The organism is Faecalibacterium gallinarum (genome assembly GCF_022180365.1).
Taxonomy (GTDB): Bacteria; Bacillota; Clostridia; order Oscillospirales; family Ruminococcaceae; genus Faecalibacterium; species Faecalibacterium gallinarum.
The window spans coordinates 16,885-33,050 of record NZ_BQKV01000046.1 but is presented as its reverse complement, the minus strand read 5'-3'; the positions used below and the strand labels follow the sequence as shown (position 1 = coordinate 33,050).

Sequence of the window (16,166 nt, the reverse complement as noted above, 5' to 3'; positions counted from 1 at the left end):
TTTCATCGCTATTCCTTTCCGCTGGGTTGTTGGCACTTTCCAGTGTACAGGATTTAAAAGAGCATCGGTAGTGGCTTTATCTTTTCCGACTAAATTTGGTTGCGAACCCCCGACACTTGAAGGTTAGTTTCGCCCGACCCGAATACCGCGTGACGGACGAGGAATACTACCCAGGCATTGTCCGAGAGATCATTGGGGTTGGCGACCCGGTAAATCCGGGCGTCAAAGGTATCCATACCAGGGACAGGCCGGAGAGCCGTCATCAGCTCTTTCAGCTTGGCAACAACGTTATTCGGATTGATGCTGCCCGACAGAATGAACAGCTCACCGTGAGCTTTCGGATCTGCCTTCTCAATGGCTTTATTGAAATCATAACTGAGATTGAGCTCTTCGAGGTTGTCTTCAGCGGAAACAAACTTCGAGGGGGAAGCGGAGATTTGGTTCACCGTGGTTTCGATGGCGGAATCAAAAGCCTTGTTTTCCTTGGTGGAGAACTGGGCGGCGGTGAGGAGGGCATGAACCCCCCGTTCCACCACCGTTACCCGCTGAGTGGAGGTCGAGGGGTTGAGGATGCCGCTGCCGCCGCAGCCGGTCAGCAGGGCGAGGGCCAGCATGCCGGCCAGCAGGGAAGAGAACAGACGCTTGAACATCTTCATAAAAGAGACCTCCTGTTGGTTGATGAAAAATATGGTCGGAAAAGTCATACTTATTATACCAGATCGCTGGGAAAAAGAATGGTTACAGATTTAACGACTCTGGCGAGAATAACCAACTGTTTTTGTAGGAATTGATAAAAAGAGAGGAACGGGGCCTGCCGAAGGGGTGAGGGAGGGTTCAACTTGCCTATTTACCCCCGGGGGCGGTTATGCTAAAATAAACCCAGAGGGCCGCCCGCGGCGCAGGACCCCCGGGCGGAAAATGAAAGAGAATTGGTAAATGAAAACCCACGAAGGGAGATGCTTTATGCCGAAAGCTGCACATAAAGTCGTTGTCATCGGGCACCGCAACCCGGACACCGACTCCATCTGCTCCGCCATCGCCTATGCGGAGCTGAAAAATAAAACCAGTGACCTGGTCTGTGAGCCCCGCCGGGCCGGCAAGATGAACCAGGAGACCGAGTTCATCCTGAAAAAGTTCGAAGTTACCCCGCCCCGGATGTGTACCGACGTCAACCCCAAGATCCGGGATGTGGATTACCGCGAGATGCCCGGCATCCCCGGCAGCACCAGCCTGCGCCGGGCCTGGCAGATCATGCGGGACCAGACCATCGATACCCTGCCGGTGGTCAGCCCCGACGGGGAGCTGGAAGGCGTTATTACCGTCAAGGACATTGCCACTGCTAACATGGACGTCTTTGACACCGAGGTGCTGGCCAAGAGCCGCACCAGCTACAAGAACATTCTGGAAACCCTGGGCGGCACCATGGTGGTGGGGGACGAGAACGACGTCTGCGTCAGCGGCAACGTCCACATCGGCACTGCCACCCCCGAGATGCTGGAGAGTGTGGTGGAAAAAGGGGATATTGTCATCCTCACCAACCGCTACGAGAGCCAGCTCTGCGCCATTGAGATGGAGGCGTCCCTGCTGATCATCTGCAACGGCGCCAAGGTGGGCCGCACCATCCAGCGGATCGCTGAGGAAACCGGCGTGGCCATCATGACCGTGCCCTTTGATACCTATGCGGCGGGCAAGCTCATCAGCCAGTGCGCCCCCATTTCCTATTACATGACCCGGGAAAATATCCTGAAATTCACGCTGGTTACCCCGGTGGCCGACGTCACCCGGGTGATGGCCAAGGTTCGCCACCGGTATTTCCCCATCCTGGACGAAGAGGGCAAATACTGCGGCATGATCAGCCGCCGGAACATCATCAACCTGCAAAAGCGGCGGATCATTCTGGTGGACCACAACGAGGCCACCCAGGCGGTGGAGGGCTTCGACCAGGCCGAAATCCTGGAGATCATCGATCACCACCGGATCGGCAGTCTCCAAACCAGCGGGCCGGTGTACTTCCGCAACCAGCCGGTGGGCTGCACCGCCACCATCGTCACCCAGATGTATGACGAGAACGGGGTGGAGATCCGTCCCCAGATCGCCGGGCTTCTGCTGGGTGCCATCCTGTCCGATACCCTCATGTTCCGCAGCCCCACCTGCACCAAGATCGACGAGGCCGCAGCCCGCCGCCTGGCCCAGATCGCCGGGGTGGACATTGAGGAGTTCGCCGCCGAGATGTTCGAGGCTGGTGAAAAGCTGGACGGCAAGACCCCCGAGGAAGTCTTTATGCAGGACTTTAAGGTATTCATGTGCGGCGACATCCGCTTTGGGGTGGCCCAGGGCAGTTATATGACCCGCTCCAACCTCCACGCCGCCCAGAAACTTCTGACCCCTTATCTGGAGGAGGCTCGGAACAAGCAGAACGTGGAGGATATCTACATGCTGCTCACCGACGTACCCAAACAGGAGAGCGTGGTCATCTGCGCCGGGCGCTATGCGGGCGGGCTCCTGACTACCGGCTTCAACTGTGAGCCCGAGGCCGATGGCAGCTGGGTGCTGCCCGGGGTGGTCAGCCGGAAAAAGCAGTTCATCCCCACCATCATGGGGGCCTACCAGGAGCTGTAACGCCCAAAACAACCGAGAAAGGGGGAGAGGATGGCCATGTTCGACTTTTTGAAACAGAAAAAAACCGCCCCTCGGACTCTGCCCGAGGGCACCGTCCGCCGCCGGTACCACATCTGGGGCCAGGTGCAGGGGGTGGGCTTCCGCTACCGGGCCAAGTACGCCGCCCAGCAGCTGGACCTCACCGGCTGGGTGGAGAATCTGGACGATGGCACCGTCGAGCTGGAAGTCCAGGGTCAGCCCGACCAGATCAAAAAGATGTTCGGGATGATCCAGGCCAGCGAGTACATCCAGATCGTCGGGATGCGCCAGGAGGATCTGACCCCTGACCCCTACGCCCGGGGCTTCTCGGTGCGGGGGTACTGATCAACCGCAAAAGAAAACCCGCCCCGCAGGCGAAACCCTGCGGGGCGGATTTGTTATAAGTCAGGAAGCAATTTTCAGGGGCGAATCCCCCTGCCAGAGGGTGCCGTCCAACAGGCGGGTCACCGCCAGAAGGCCCCCGGCCGACACCCGGGCCGGGTCCAGGGCATAGAAATCCCCCTCGGACAGGTTGGCCGGGTCGGCGCTCGGATCCATCCCCACCACGCAGACCCAGTGGCCATAGGTGGAACTGGTGGAAATATGAGGGTAGTTGACCTCGTCCCAGCCGTCGGAAGTCAGGTGATACTCATAGGTAGTTACCCGGTTTTGGTGTTTGGATACCCCGCTGACGGTGGTATTTTGCAGATGGACGATCACCGGCCGGCCGGCGGCGAGTTCAGTGTAGATTTTGTCCAGGCACTCGGCCACGCTGCTCGAAAAGCCGGTGTAGCCCCCCGCCGACCAGACGGCGCCGTTCGACCACATGCCGGCCCCCGAGCAGACGGTGCCGTCCAGCACCGTCCGGGCGTAGCGCAAAGCGTACAGACTGCACTGGCCGGGGGCCTGGTTGCCGATGGAGACGATCTGCCCTGCGTCAAAGGGAAGAAGGTTGATCCCGTCCAGGTTTACAAGCCGGGTTTCGGCGGCGGGCTCGGCCGCCCGGGCCCGGGGCGGCGCCGCCCATAAAAACATCAGGGCGCAGAGGACCAGCAGCAACGGGCGGACACGGCTGAGGGAATGCATGGGCGGATACCTACCTTTTTTCTGTTTTCTTGGCCCCTTTTGGGGCGTACAAGAAAACTATACCATCGAAGAATGGGAAAAAGGTGGCAATTTTGTGAAAATACGCTTGCGGATGCAATTTTCCGTAAAATTGTGGTAAAAGGGGGCCGAATTGTCTCTGGACGGTTGACAAGGGCCGCCTTTTCGTGTTAAAATGAGCCGAATTTGGGGAGATGAAGAATTTTCAGGGTCTTTCCAAAGCAATTGTTCTGGGACCACTCCGCCAGGGAGTCAAGGCCATACGGACAGCCGGGTCCACTGCCGAGCGACGGCGCAAGCCGTCATTATTGATTGAGTTAAAAGCTCAAATTTTATAAGTTGGTTTCTTACAAACCGAACGGCGCCTGCGCGCTGGCTTGTGAAACGGTCAATAAAGAGTAGTAAAAGTATAATTGCTATATAGACTCTGACACGCATTTTCCCGCTTTTCCCGGGGGGAGAGGCTTTTGTCATCCTGCAAAGGAGAGAGCCGCCCCTTGAGCAAATGAGGGCTTTTTTCACGGGCCAGCTGAACCAATCGCGTTCGGCTGGCCCGTGTTTTTTTGCACGAGGCGGGCAGCGGCGGCAAAAGAGGAAGGAAGAATGGAAAACAAGACAAAGCTCGACCAGAGCCGGGCGCCCATCTACGAGGCACTGGAGCGGTTCCGGCAGATGCGGGTGGTGCCCTTCGACGTGCCGGGGCACAAGCGGGGCCGCGGCAACCCCGAGCTGACGGCTTTCTTGGGCCAGCAGTGCGTCGGGGTGGACGTCAACAGCATGAAACCTCTGGACAACCTATGCCACCCGGTGTCGGTCATCCGGGAGGCGGAACAGCTGGCCGCCGAGGCCTTCGGCGCGGCCCACGCCTTTTTGATGGTGGGGGGCACCACCAGCGCCGTTCAGAGCATGGTGCTCACCGTCTGCAAGCGGGGGGATGAGATCATCCTGCCCCGGAACGTCCACCGCAGCGTCATCAACGCCCTGGTTCTCTGCGGCGCGGTGCCCGTCTATGTCAACCCCGAGATGGACCAGCGCCTCGGCATCTCCCTGGGCATGAAGCGGGAACAGGTGGCCAAGGCCATCGCCGAGCACCCCAAAGCGGTGGCGGTGCTGGTGAATAACCCCACCTATTACGGCATCTGCTCTGACCTGAAAGCCATCGTGGAGATGGCCCACGCCGCCGGGATGCTCTGCCTGGCCGACGAGGCCCACGGCACCCACTTCTATTTCGGCGAAAATCTGCCCATCTCGGCTATGGCCGCCGGGGCGGATATGGCCTCCGTCTCCATGCACAAGAGCGGCGGCAGCCTGACCCAGTCCAGCTTTCTGCTGGCGGGCCCCAACGTCCACGCCGGGTATGTCCGCCAGATCATCAACCTGACCCAGACCACCTCCGGCAGCTACCTGCTCATGTCCAGCCTGGATATCTCCCGGCGGAACCTGGCCCTGCGGGGCAAGCAGATCTTCGAGCAGGTGAAAAAGCTGGCCGAGTATGCCCGCTCCGAGATCAACGCCATCGGCGGATACTACGCCTTCGGCCAGGAGATGGTCAACGGGGATTCGGTGTTTGCCTTTGACCCCACCAAGCTCAGCGTCCACACCCTGGACATCGGCCTGGCGGGCATCGAGGTCTATGACCTTCTGCGGGATGAATACGATATTCAGATCGAGTTCGGCGACATCGGCAACCTTTTGGCCTACATTTCCATCGGCGACCGGGTCCAGGAGATCGAGCGGCTGGTCAGCGCCCTGGCCGAGATCCGCCGCCTCTACCAGAAAGACCCTTCCGGCATGATGAGCCAGGAGTACATTGACCCCGAGGTAGTGGTGAGCCCCCAGGAGGCATTCTACGCCGCCAAGGAGAGCCTGCCCCTGCGGGAGACCGAGGGACGGGTTTGCAGCGAGTTTGTCATGTGCTATCCTCCGGGAATCCCCATCCTGGCCCCCGGCGAAAAGATCACCCGGGAGATTCTCAACTACATCGAATATGCCAAGGCGATTGGCTGCTCCATGACCGGCCCCGAGGACCCGGACATTCTGCGGCTGAACGTCCTGGCCTGACCAAAAAGGGGAGGGAAGAAGGATGGAACTTTGGTTCAGCGAGCACCACACCCCGGACGTAAAGCTCAGCCTGCGGGTGGATCAGCAGCTTTACTCCACCGAGAGCGAATACCAGCGGATCGACGTCTTTGACACCCCGGAGTTCGGCCGTGTGCTGGCCCTGGACGGCAACATCATGCTCACCGAGCGGGACGAGTTTATCTACGACGAGATGATGACCCATGTGCCCATGGCGGTCCACCCCGACATCCGCCGGGTACTGATCATCGGCGCCGGCGACGGCGGCGTGGTCCGGGAGCTGACCCGCTACGAGCAGATCGAGCGGATCGACCTGGTGGAAATGGATGAGATGGTGGTGGAGGCCTGCCGCCGCTACCTGCCCGGCAACGCCTGCCGTCTGGACGACGAGCGGGTCCACATCTACTACGAGAACGGCCTGAAATTCATCCGCCGGAAAGAGGACGAATACGACCTGATCATCGTGGACTCCACCGACCCCTTCGGCCCCTCGGAGGGCCTGTTCACCCGGGAGTTCTACGGCAACTGCTACAACGCCCTGAAGGAGGACGGCATCCTGGTCAACCAGCAGGGCAGTCCCTTCTACGGCGAGGACGCCACCGCCATGCAGCGGAGTCACAAGCGGATCGCCAGCACCTTCCCCATCAGCCGGGTGTACCAGGCCCACATCCCCACCTATGCGGCGGGGTACTGGCTCTTTGGTTTCGCCAGCAAGAAATACCACCCCATCGACGACCTGAACGCCGTCCGCTGGAACGGCCAGCACCTGCGCACCCGGTACTACACCACCCGGCTGCACGTGGGCGCGTTCTATCTGCCCGCTTTCCTGGAAGAGATGCTCCAGGAAGTGGAGTAACCCCCGACACAAGAGAAAAAGGAGATAAACTATTATGAGCAGAGTTCTCATCATCGGCTGCGGCGGCGTCGCCTCGGTCGCCATCCACAAGTGCTGCCAGGTGCCGGAGGTCTTCTCCGAGATTTGCATCGCCAGCCGCACCAAGTCGAAGTGCGACAAGCTGGCCGAGGAGCTGGCCCCCAAGACTGCCACCAAGATCACCACCGCCCAGGTGGACGCCGATAAAGTCGAGGAGGTTGTGGCCCTGATCCGGGAGTACAAGCCCGATCTGGTCATGAACATCGCCCTGCCTTACCAGGATCTGACCATCATGGACGCCTGCCTCGAGTGCGGCGTCAACTATATGGACACCGCCAACTACGAGCCCGAGAACACCGACGACCCCGAGTGGCGGGCCATCTACGAGAAGCGCTGCAAGGAGAAGGGCTTCTCCGCCTACTTTGATTATTCCTGGCAGTGGGCCTATGCCGAGAAGTTCGAGAAGGCCGGCCTCACCGCCCTGCTGGGCAGCGGCTTTGACCCGGGCGTGACCCAGGCTTACTGCGCCTACGCCAAGAAGCACGAGTTCGACACCATCGACACCATCGACATCCTGGACTGCAACGGCGGCGACCACGGCTACGCTTTCGCCACCAACTTCAACCCCGAGATTAACCTGCGGGAGGTCAGCGCCCCCGGCAGCTACTGGGAGGACGGCCACTGGGTGGAGATCCCCGCCATGAGCATCAAGCGGGAGTATCACTTTGACCAGGTGGGCCAGAAGGATATGTACCTGCTCCACCATGAGGAGATCGAGTCCCTGGCCAAGAATATCCCCGAAGCCAAGCGGATCCGCTTCTTCATGACCTTCGGCCAGAGCTACCTGGACCACATGCGCTGCCTGGAGGATGTGGGCATGCTCTCCACCACCCCGATTCTCTATGAGGGCAAGGAGATTGTCCCCATCCAGTTCCTGAAAGCTCTGCTGCCCGATCCCGCAAGTCTCGGCCCCCGCACCAAGGGCAAGACCAACATCGGCTGCATCTTCACCGGCAAGAAGGACGGCAAGGAGAAGACCTACTACATCTACAATGTCTGCGACCACCAGGAGTGCTACCAGGAGGTGGGCAGCCAGGCCATCAGCTACACCACCGGCGTGCCCGCCATGTGCGGCGCCCTGATGTTGCTCACCGGCAAGTGGACCACCAAGGGCGTTCATACCGTGGAAGAGTTTGATCCGGACCCGTACCTGGACGCTCTGGACAAATACGGCCTGCCCCGGCGGGAGAGCCACAGCCCCGCTCTGGTGGACTGATGGCGCCCCTGCGGGACAACCGGCCCCCCTTCGCGGGGCTGGCCGGGTACGACCTGGAAAAATTGGCCGCCGCCCTGCCCAGCCCCTGCTATCTCTTGGACGAGGCCCGGCTGCGGCAGAACGGTGAGATTTTAAAGGGCGTCCAGGAGCGGACGGGCTGCAAGATTCTTTTAGCCCAGAAGGCTTTTTCCAACTTCGATTTATACCCGGTGCTTTCGCCTTATCTGGCGGGCACCGAGGCCAGCGGCCTTTATGAGGCGCGGCTGGGCAAAGAGGAAATGCCGGAAGGGGAGGTCCACGTTTTCTGCGGGGCCTACCGGGAGGAGGAGTTCGGCGAGCTGCTCCGCTGGGCCGACCACATTGTTTTTAACTCCCCCCGCCAGCTGGAAAAATTCGGCCCCCGGGCCAAGGCCGCAGGCAAGAGCGTGGGACTGCGGGTCAACCCAGAGCACTCCACCCAGGAGGGACATGAAATCTATGACCCCTGCGCCCCGGGCAGCCGTCTCGGCACCACCCGGGCCCAGTGGGAGAAGGCCGTGGCCCAGAACCCTGCTCTGCCCGAGCTGTTGGACGGGCTCCACTTCCACACCCTCTGCGAGCAGGATTCCGACGCCCTGGCCGAGACTCTGCCCGTGGTGATCGAAAAATTCGGGGATCTTCTGCCCCGGCTGAAATGGCTGAACCTCGGCGGCGGCCACCACATCACCCGGCCGGATTACGATATCCCGCGCCTCGAGGAATGGATTCGCCGCCTGCGGGCAGACTATAACCTCGAGATTTATCTCGAGCCGGGGGAGGCCTGCGCCCTCAACGCGGGTTATCTTTTGACGCGGGTGCTGGACACCCTGGAAAATGGGGATTACCGCCTGGCCATCCTGGATATGTCGGCGGCCTGCCACACCCCGGACGTCATCGAGATGCCCTACCGGCCGCCCCTGCTGGGCGCCGGGGAACCGGGGGAAAAGCCCTGCACCATCCGGCTGGGAGGTCCCACCTGCCTGGCCGGGGACGTGGTGGGGGATTACAGCTTCGACGCCCCTCTGGCCGAGGGAGACGCCCTTTGGTTCGGGGATATGGCCATCTATTCCACCTGCAAAAACAACACCTTCAACGGGATGCCCCTGCCCGAGATCTGGGTTCTGCGGGCCGACGGGCGGCCGGAGCGTCTGGCCCGGTTCGGCTACCGGGACTTCAAATACCGGCTGGGCTCCCGGGGGGAATGAACGAAAGGGAGGCGTGATGCCATGCTGGAACCACTGATTTCCTTCTGGCTGATGCTCTGCCACTGGGTAAAGTTCGAGACCGCCCCCACTGAGGAGGAGCTGGAGGACACCATCGAGCTTTTGAAACGGCAGAACCTGCCCCTCAAGCTCCGCGCCCGGAAGAATAAGGCCGGGGAGGACGAATATATCCTCTACGTCCGGGACGCAGACCGGGATTTGGCCCGCTACTGCACCGGCTGGCGGCCGTTCTGAGCAAAATAAAACCCCTGTGCTTAAGCACAGGGGTTTTTTGCTTTATTCAGCGCAGAGGCAGCACCTGGCCGTTCTCGTTCACCAGCTCGCTGCGGCCGTCGCCAATGTACCAGGCCTCGCCGTAGAGGGTCTCGTGACCGTCGGCGCAGAGGATGTAAGAGCCGTCCGGCAGGCCGAACACCGGCCGGCGGATGCAGTCCGCCAGGCCCATCTCCAACAAGTTCTTGCCGTCCACCTTAAAATCCTTGGTGCACTGGTAGTGGGGGTAGATCCGGGTATCGGTCAGCCCCAGGCCGGACATCCAGCGGGAGAAGTGATGGTCGGTGGCCTCGCCCGGCTCCTCGGGCAGGGCGTAGACGATCCGGGCCGCGTTCATGGACCCGGCGCTGATGCCCAGCACCAGGCCGTGGTAGCTCTGCATCAGGGCGGGCAGACCCAGCTGGGAGAAGAAGCAGTTCTGGGTGGGAACATGGCCCCCGCCCAGGATCAGAAAATTGCACTGGGCCAGCAGTTCACCGATCTCGTCCTGGTTGCGGCTGTCGCAGACGATCAGTTCTTCCAGGGGCAGCCCCGACTTGCGCAGGCAGGCAGCAAAGGCCTCGGCGGCCCGGTCGTTGCCCTCGTGGTTGTCCGGATCAGCCACCAGCAGCAGCCCGCAGGGGGGCTCAGAGGGCCAGGCGGCCCGCAGATTCTCGACAAAATGGTTTCGCTCGTCCAACACCGGGATCTCGGGGCCGGGCTCGTAGGGGCAGCCGGTGGGGCTGCTGGTCAAAAACAGGGTCATAGCTTCTTTCCTCGCTGTGTATAAACCGGCCCGCAGAGGCGGGCCGGTGGATGGTATTATGTGCCGTAAGCATGGCGGCTCTATTGTAACACAAAACCTCCCGCTGCGGCAGGGGTAGAATCACCAAAAGAAAGGAAATTCTTTTGATGTTCTGCTCAAAACCGCCTGTCCCTCCCGGGGGCGGGGCTCAGCCCTCCTTATAGAGGCCGAAGAGTTTCAGCAGTTTCTGCCAGAAATTCAGCGGTGCAGCGGCGGGTTCTTCTTCCACCGGGGCCGCTTCGGGGGTGATCCCCTCGGTCTGGAGGGCGAACTGTACCGCCTCCACCTCGGTGTTCTCCGCCGAGACAAAGGACTGGGTTTGGCCCTCGTCGGTCAGCATGGAAAGCAGGCTGTTGAGCTGGTCATTTTCGCCCAGGCCATTGGTCTGGGTATAGAGCTCCTGGGTGCCGGCGGCCAGCTGGGCGGCGCCCTCAGCCAGCTGGGCCGCGCCGGCCTGGAGCTGCCCCACCGCGTTGGTATAGGCCGAGATACCGTTGTCCAGTTCGGGATACTGCCCGGCCAGGGTGTTGATGGCGTCGGTCAGGAGGGAGAGGTTGCCCACCATATCGGTAAGGGTGGCGGCCAGCTGGCGGATGCCCGCGTCAAAGACGGCGTAGTTTTCGTCCAGGGTGGCGGCCCCGTCGCTGAGGGCCTGGGCGCCCTGGTTGACGGCGTCCAGATAGGTCTGGATGGCCCCGAGGTTGGCCCGGTTGCCCTCCAAAAGCAGGATGATCTGGTCGATCTGGCCCCGCAGGCAGCCGGGCAGGAAGGAAGCCAGGTTGTTCAGCATCTGGATGGCCTGGTCGTTGCCCGCCGCCAGTTCGTCCAGGTCCAGGCCGTTCTGGGCCAGAATTTCCTTATAGGCTTGGTAGCTCAGCTGGCTTTCCAGCTGGGCGGCGCCCTCGTTTAACTGATGCAGGCCGTCCCGAATCTGGGCCGAGCCGTTCAGCAGGGTATCCAGCTGGTCGGTGGAGGCCGACACTCCAGCCAGCGCCCCCTGAAGCTGGGTCAGAGCCGAGCGCACCTGGGCCGAGCCGCCGGTGAGGGCGGAGGACTGGGCGTTCAGGGCATCAAGGCCGGCTTTCACCTGGTCAATGCCATCTTTCAGGGCCTGGGCCCCGTCGTTCAGCTGGGTGGAGCCGTCGGTCAGGGCCCCGATGGAATCGGTCAGCGCCCCGCTGTCCAGGGAAAGGCGCATCCGTACCCCGTTGATGGAGATGGGGTCCAGGGCAAAATCGGTCACGTCGGCCGAGACGGTGAGGGTGGTTTCCTGCCCGGGCAGAACCAGGAAGGTGAGCTGTTTATTGGAACCCACGTTGGCCACGGTGGCCCCCGGGGCGACAATGTTCTGGGCCTTGTGGGTGTCCAGGGTCAGGTTGATCTGAAGGGCGTACTGGTTGAAGAAATCCCCCTCACAGGCGGGGTTTTCTTTGGCCGAGAGGGTCAGCACCAGGGCACCGCTTTTGCCCGCCAGCTCTTCGGGGGAGACCTCGGCCCCGTCCAGGGTATAGGTCAGCTCGAACAGCCAGGGCAGCTGGGCTTCGGCCAGGGTGCCCTCGCAGTAGATTTTTCCGTCCTCGGCGGGGGTCAGGGTCAGGACCCCGTTTTCGTAGTTGAGGGGGTCAGTGGTGGTCATGTTCCGCAGAGCGGTGTAGTCGCCGTAGTCGGTGATGGTCTGGCCCGCCACGCCGTCAAACTGGCTGACTACATAGACCCCCGTGACCTCGCCCTCGGCGGAGAGGTTGGCGTAGACGATTTCCTCTTTCGAGGTGGAGGGGGCGGCAGCCCCGGCAGGCAGGACGGCCCCGGCCAGGAGGGCGGCGGCCAGCAGCCCCGCCGCAGCCCGGCGGGGGAGAAGATGGAGATTCATAGGGGGTTAGCCTCCTTTGCAGGCAGGGCGGCAGGGGCCGCCTTTTTGATGAAGAAACGGTCGGTGAGGTAGAGCAGGCCGGGCAGGGCCAACAGGACGATGGCCAGAGAGGCCAGGCTGCCCACCCCCAGGAAGTTGCCCAGCTGGGCCAGCAGCTGGTTCGAGGAGATGGCTCCCATCAAAAAGCCCACGACGGCCAGAGCGCTGCCGGTGGTGAGCACCGAGGGGGTGACCACCGAGACGGTGGCGGATACCGCCGCCCGGGGGTGGAGCTCGGAGCGGAACTCCCGGTACCGGTCGGAGAAGAGGATGGCGTAGTCCACCGTGGCGCCCAGCTGCACCGAGCTGATGATCAGATAGGCGATGTAAAAGACGGGTTTATCCAGAAAATAGGGCAGAGCCATGTTGATCCAGATGGCGGTCTCGATGCTCAACACCAGAATCACCGGCAGCAGCAGGTTCCGCTGGAGGATCAAAAGCACCAGAAAGACCGCCGCCACCGCCACTAAGTTCACTTTCAGCATATCGGCGGTGATGGTGTCCATCAAATCGTAGATGCTGACCCCCTGGCCCGCCAGATAATAGGCGTCCGGGTAGTATTTCTGGGCGATGGCCCGGATCTGCTCCACCAGGGCGAAGGTCTCTTCGCCCTCGCTGGCCACTGCCACCGAGAGGACCAGCCGGCTGTACCCGCCGTTCACCAGCAGGGAGAGGGTGTTCTCGGGCAAAAACTCGGGCGGGATCTCGGCCCCGGCGGAGTCCACATAGGAGATGATGCTGGTAATGGCGGGCAGGGTGTGAAGCTCCGCCGAGAGGGCGCTCTGGGTGGCGGTGTCGCCCTCCGGCACCATCAGAACGTAGGTGTCACTCTTGCCGAAAATCTCCTCAATGGCGGCGGTATCGGCCCCGAGGCGGGTGTCGAGGCCGAACATATGCTCCGCCCCGTAGTAATAGGTGTTGGCATTGGAGGCCAGGAAGGAGGGCACCATCAGAATCACCAGCACGGCGGCCATGGGCAGCATGATCCGGCCCACCAGCCGCCCAAAGGCGCCGAAGCTGGGCAGAAGGGGACGGTGCTGGGTTTTGTCCAGCAGGGGACAGGCCGCCACCACCAGGGCGGGCATAAAGGTAAAGACGGTAAAAAGACTCAGGGCTACGCCCTTGGCCAGGGCCAGGCCCAGGTCGGGGCCGATCCGGAACTGCATCAGCACCAAGGCCAGAAAGCCGATGACGGTGGTCAGGCCGCTGGAGAGGATGGAGCCGGTGGATTTGGTCAGGGCCTCCACCATGCACTTGGCGGGGTCAGCCCCGGGGCCCGCCACCCGGCGGCACTCGGTGAACCGGTGGATCAGAAAGACTGAGTAATCCAGAGAGACGGCCAGCTGCAAAATGCTGCCCGCCGCGTTGGTCACAAAGGAAACCTCCCCGAAGATGAGGTTCGAGCCATTGTTCAGCAGGATGGCCACCCCCATCCCCAGCAGGATCAGGACCGGTTCGACCCAGCTGCCAGTGGTGAGGATCAGGATAAAGAGGGCGTAGACCACCGAGATGGCGGCAATCTTGGCTACCTCGGTGACGGTGGAACTGGTGGCCACCGCCGTGGAAACCGCGTTGCCGGTGAGGGCGTTGTCCTCCCCGATCAGGGAGGTGATGGCGTCCACCGCCTCCACCCGCAAAGCGTCCTCCACCGTGACGGAAAAGAGGGCGGCGCCGTCTTTATAATAGGTCTCGACGGTGGCGGTGTCCTGCATTTCCAGGGGAATGGTCAGGTCCACGGCATCGTCCAGCCAGCTGACGGCGGTGACTCCCTCAATCCCGGCCAGGGCGGCCTTGTATTCCAGGGCCTCGGGGACGGTGACATCCCGTACCATCACCCGGACGTTGGGCACACCCCCGGGGAACGACTCGTTCAGCACCTCGATGGCCACGGTGGAAGGGGATTCCGGGGGGAGATAGTCGTTGATATCGTAGTTGACGGACACCAGAGGCCACAACAGAGCGCAGAGGGCCGCCGCAGCCAGAAAAACCGCCAGCACCCGTTTGGGCCGGCGGACCAGCGCGGAGTAAAAGGTTTCCATTCGGAAAGGCTCCTTTCCCAATACAAAAGAAATACTGTGTTCCCATTATAAACGCTTTGACGCGGAAAGCAAATGAACATCCTGTGAACTTTCTGTTTCCGGGGCGGCGTTGACAGCCCGCCGCCCGGCCGATATAATGAAGAAAAATCGCTTAAAAAGGAGTGTTTTCCGGTTATGGAACAGCTGTACGAAAAGGCGCGGGAGAGCGCCGAATTTATCCGGTCCCGGCTGGCGGGCCAGCCCAAGATCGCGGTGGTTCTGGGCTCGGGCCTGGGCAACCTGACCGCCGATTTTACCGACACCCAGGAGATCCCCTACGCCGAGATTCCTCATTTCCCCCTGTCCAGCGTGGCGGGCCACAAGGGCGCCCTGCTGGCAGGCAAACTCCACGGCCGGGAGGTGCTGGCCCTGGAGGGGCGGTTCCACTTCTACGAGGGCTATACCATGAAGGAGGTCTGCTATCCCTTCTACGTCCTTAAGCTGCTGGGGGTGGAGCAGGTGGTGCTGACCAACGCGGCCGGCGGCGTCAACCGGAGCTTTGAGCCGGGCACCCTGATGCTGATCAACGATTATATCAACATGATGGGCACAAACCCCCTCATCGGGCCCAACGACGAGCGGTTCGGCCCCCGTTTCCCCGATATGACCGAGGTGTTTGACCCCGGCCTGCGGGCTCTGGCGGGCCAGGTGGCCGATGAGCTTGGCATCGAGTACAAAGAGGGCGTTTACCTGGGCTTTATGGGCCCCTGCTATGAGACCGCCGCCGAGATCCGGGCCTTCGCGACCCTGGGGGCCGACGCGGTGGGCATGAGCACCGTGCCCGACGCCATGGCCTGCAACTATCTGGGGATGAAAGTCCTGGCGGTGAGCTGCATTACCAACATGGCCACCGGCATCCAGACCGTCAAGCACAGCCACGAGCGGGTGCTCCAGATCGCCAATGAGGCCGGGGAGCGGATGTGCCGCTGGCTGGGCGAGGTCATCGCCCGGATGTGATTTCTCGACCTCATCCGCCGGAGAAAACCAAACGAACAAAAAGGCTGTCCGGATTTCTCCGGGCAGCCTTTTGCTGTCTAGATCGGTTAGAAGTCCCAGTCGGTGCGGACCCGCCCGCTGGCGGACTCGGCCTTGTTGTTGCCCATGACGGTATACTGCTTCAGCTCGATGTCGCCGGTGTTGGTGGTGAGGCTGGCATCGCCCCGGATGGTGGCCCACTCCACCTCAATGTCACCGGTGGAGGTGCTGACGGTCAAAGCTGCGGCAGTCAGGTCTTTCAGCTCAACGTCGCCGGTGGTGGTGCTCAGCTGGACCGGACCGTCCGCCGTCACCTTTTCCAGCTCGATGCTGCCGGTGGAGGTTCCGACTTCGATGCTGGCTGCCTGGAGGTTTTTCAGCTCGATGTCGCCGGTGGAGGCAGTGGCCGTCAGGGTGCCGGTGACCTTGCCCGCGATCTCCAGATCACCGGTGGAGGTCTCAGCCCGGACGGTGCCGAAGGTTAGCTGAGAGGAGGTTTCCAGGTCGCCGGTGGAGCTGGCAAAGGTCAGACTCTCGTACTGGTTGCCCGGCAGGTAGAGGGTCAGCTCGGGGTCCCGGTCATCGGTATAGAACATATCTGAGCTTTCCATGGTCACCTTCAGGACACCGCCCTCCACCGTGATGGTGTGGGGGTGGTTGGTGAACTCCCGGCAGACCACCCGGGCTTCGCCCTTGGCGTCGTAGGCGATCTTCACATCCGAGACCGTCTCGTCGATCTCGATGCTGGTGAAGGCGCCGCTGATGGGGTAGGTGCGGGTGGTGAGGGTATCCTTGACGGCGGACATCTCCCAGTGAAAGAGCTCAAAGCCTGCGCTGGCTTTCAGCACCGGCTGGGTGACAACCAGGGCACCAGCCAGCAGTACGGCCAGAGCGGGCAGAAAGAACTTGGGCACAGAATGACGCATAGGGGCGATT

The 16,166-nt window shown here is 61.7% G+C and carries 14 protein-coding genes; 8 read left to right on the top strand and 6 right to left on the bottom strand.

All coding sequences use genetic code 11. From position 1 onward, the window contains the following. Positions 1-89 precede the first annotated feature (89 nt). Positions 90-656, bottom strand: a complete 567-nt coding sequence (locus JCM17207_RS07740) for a hypothetical protein (RefSeq protein ID WP_238317037.1) — start codon at positions 654-656, stop codon at positions 90-92. A gap of 307 nt (positions 657-963) precedes the next feature. Between JCM17207_RS07740 and JCM17207_RS07735 the strand changes: the two genes are divergently transcribed. Together JCM17207_RS07735 and JCM17207_RS07730 are read left to right on the top strand one after the other, a co-directional pair. Continuing rightward, positions 964-2,619 carry a putative manganese-dependent inorganic diphosphatase gene (locus JCM17207_RS07735; RefSeq protein WP_238317036.1) on the top strand — a complete coding sequence of 552 codons (1,656 nt, stop codon included), beginning with the start codon at positions 964-966 and terminating at the stop codon, positions 2,617-2,619. A gap of 48 nt (positions 2,620-2,667) precedes the next feature. Then, on the top strand, positions 2,668-2,982 hold the full coding sequence (locus JCM17207_RS07730; RefSeq protein WP_238317035.1) for an acylphosphatase: 315 nt from the start codon (positions 2,668-2,670) through the stop codon (positions 2,980-2,982). 60 nt (positions 2,983-3,042) lie between these two features. Here JCM17207_RS07730 and JCM17207_RS07725 read toward each other — a convergent pair whose 3' ends face one another. After that, entirely contained in the window at positions 3,043-3,723 is a 681-nt protein-coding gene (locus JCM17207_RS07725) for a hypothetical protein (protein ID WP_238317034.1), read from the bottom strand. 621 nt (positions 3,724-4,344) lie between these two features. Between JCM17207_RS07725 and JCM17207_RS07720 the strand changes: the two genes are divergently transcribed. The 5 genes from JCM17207_RS07720 to JCM17207_RS07700 are packed head-to-tail and all read left to right on the top strand — an operon-like array spanning position 4,345 to position 9,445. Further along, positions 4,345-5,802, top strand: coding sequence for an aminotransferase class I/II-fold pyridoxal phosphate-dependent enzyme (locus tag JCM17207_RS07720; protein ID WP_238317033.1), 1,458 nt, complete (start codon positions 4,345-4,347; stop codon positions 5,800-5,802). Between the two features lie 22 nt (positions 5,803-5,824). After that, positions 5,825-6,676 (top strand): polyamine aminopropyltransferase, encoded by an 852-nt coding sequence (gene speE / locus JCM17207_RS07715; RefSeq protein ID WP_238317032.1) that lies wholly within the window; start codon positions 5,825-5,827, stop codon positions 6,674-6,676. 34 nt (positions 6,677-6,710) lie between these two features. Further along, positions 6,711-7,970, top strand: a complete 1,260-nt coding sequence (locus JCM17207_RS07710) for a saccharopine dehydrogenase family protein (protein ID WP_238317031.1) — start codon at positions 6,711-6,713, stop codon at positions 7,968-7,970. Further along, on the top strand, positions 7,970-9,193 hold the full coding sequence (locus JCM17207_RS07705; protein ID WP_238317030.1) for a carboxynorspermidine decarboxylase: 1,224 nt from the start codon (positions 7,970-7,972) through the stop codon (positions 9,191-9,193). The genes JCM17207_RS07710 and JCM17207_RS07705 overlap by 1 nt, the downstream gene beginning before the upstream one ends. Positions 9,194-9,214: 21 nt before the next feature. Next, the gene (locus JCM17207_RS07700; RefSeq protein ID WP_238317029.1) at positions 9,215-9,445 is read left to right on the top strand and encodes a hypothetical protein; all 231 of its coding nucleotides are present in this window, start codon (positions 9,215-9,217) and stop codon (positions 9,443-9,445) included. 46 nt (positions 9,446-9,491) lie between these two features. Here the strand turns inward: JCM17207_RS07700 and JCM17207_RS07695 are convergent, their stop codons facing one another. From JCM17207_RS07695 to JCM17207_RS07685, 3 genes are all read right to left on the bottom strand, one after another. Next, positions 9,492-10,229 carry a Type 1 glutamine amidotransferase-like domain-containing protein gene (locus JCM17207_RS07695; protein ID WP_238317028.1) on the bottom strand — a complete coding sequence of 246 codons (738 nt, stop codon included), beginning with the start codon at positions 10,227-10,229 and terminating at the stop codon, positions 9,492-9,494. Positions 10,230-10,416: 187 nt separating this feature from the next. Continuing rightward, a complete protein-coding gene (locus JCM17207_RS07690) occupies positions 10,417-12,138 on the bottom strand; it encodes a YhgE/Pip domain-containing protein (protein ID WP_238317027.1) in 1,722 nt (573 codons plus the stop codon). Further along, on the bottom strand, positions 12,135-14,216 hold the full coding sequence (locus JCM17207_RS07685) for an efflux RND transporter permease subunit (RefSeq protein ID WP_238317026.1): 2,082 nt from the start codon (positions 14,214-14,216) through the stop codon (positions 12,135-12,137). The genes JCM17207_RS07690 and JCM17207_RS07685 overlap by 4 nt, the downstream gene beginning before the upstream one ends. Positions 14,217-14,390: 174 nt before the next feature. Here JCM17207_RS07685 and JCM17207_RS07680 point away from each other — a divergent pair, with 174 nt between their 5' ends. After that, complete coding sequence (locus JCM17207_RS07680; protein WP_238317025.1) at positions 14,391-15,212, top strand: purine-nucleoside phosphorylase; 822 nt, start codon at positions 14,391-14,393, stop codon at positions 15,210-15,212. An 86-nt stretch (positions 15,213-15,298) separates the two neighbouring features. On the opposite strand, the gene JCM17207_RS07675 is transcribed toward JCM17207_RS07680, so the two are convergent. Continuing rightward, positions 15,299-16,156, bottom strand: a complete 858-nt coding sequence (locus JCM17207_RS07675; protein ID WP_238317024.1) for a DUF4097 family beta strand repeat-containing protein — start codon at positions 16,154-16,156, stop codon at positions 15,299-15,301. Positions 16,157-16,166: the final 10 nt, after the last annotated feature.

Coding starts and splice junctions, on each gene's coding strand:
- JCM17207_RS07675 (WP_238317024.1), bottom strand. CDS start 16,156: ATGCGTCATTCTGTGCCCAAGTTCTTTCTGCCCGCTCTGGCCGTACTG.
- JCM17207_RS07710 (WP_238317031.1), top strand. CDS start 6,711: ATGAGCAGAGTTCTCATCATCGGCTGCGGCGGCGTCGCCTCGGTCGCC.
- JCM17207_RS07700 (WP_238317029.1), top strand. CDS start 9,215: ATGCTGGAACCACTGATTTCCTTCTGGCTGATGCTCTGCCACTGGGTA.
- JCM17207_RS07690 (WP_238317027.1), bottom strand. CDS start 12,138: ATGAATCTCCATCTTCTCCCCCGCCGGGCTGCGGCGGGGCTGCTGGCC.
- JCM17207_RS07695 (WP_238317028.1), bottom strand. CDS start 10,229: ATGACCCTGTTTTTGACCAGCAGCCCCACCGGCTGCCCCTACGAGCCC.
- JCM17207_RS07735 (WP_238317036.1), top strand. CDS start 964: ATGCCGAAAGCTGCACATAAAGTCGTTGTCATCGGGCACCGCAACCCG.
- JCM17207_RS07740 (WP_238317037.1), bottom strand. CDS start 656: ATGAAGATGTTCAAGCGTCTGTTCTCTTCCCTGCTGGCCGGCATGCTG.
- JCM17207_RS07720 (WP_238317033.1), top strand. CDS start 4,345: ATGGAAAACAAGACAAAGCTCGACCAGAGCCGGGCGCCCATCTACGAG.
- JCM17207_RS07680 (WP_238317025.1), top strand. CDS start 14,391: ATGGAACAGCTGTACGAAAAGGCGCGGGAGAGCGCCGAATTTATCCGG.
- JCM17207_RS07685 (WP_238317026.1), bottom strand. CDS start 14,216: ATGGAAACCTTTTACTCCGCGCTGGTCCGCCGGCCCAAACGGGTGCTG.
- JCM17207_RS07705 (WP_238317030.1), top strand. CDS start 7,970: ATGGCGCCCCTGCGGGACAACCGGCCCCCCTTCGCGGGGCTGGCCGGG.
- speE (WP_238317032.1), top strand. CDS start 5,825: ATGGAACTTTGGTTCAGCGAGCACCACACCCCGGACGTAAAGCTCAGC.
- JCM17207_RS07725 (WP_238317034.1), bottom strand. CDS start 3,723: ATGCATTCCCTCAGCCGTGTCCGCCCGTTGCTGCTGGTCCTCTGCGCC.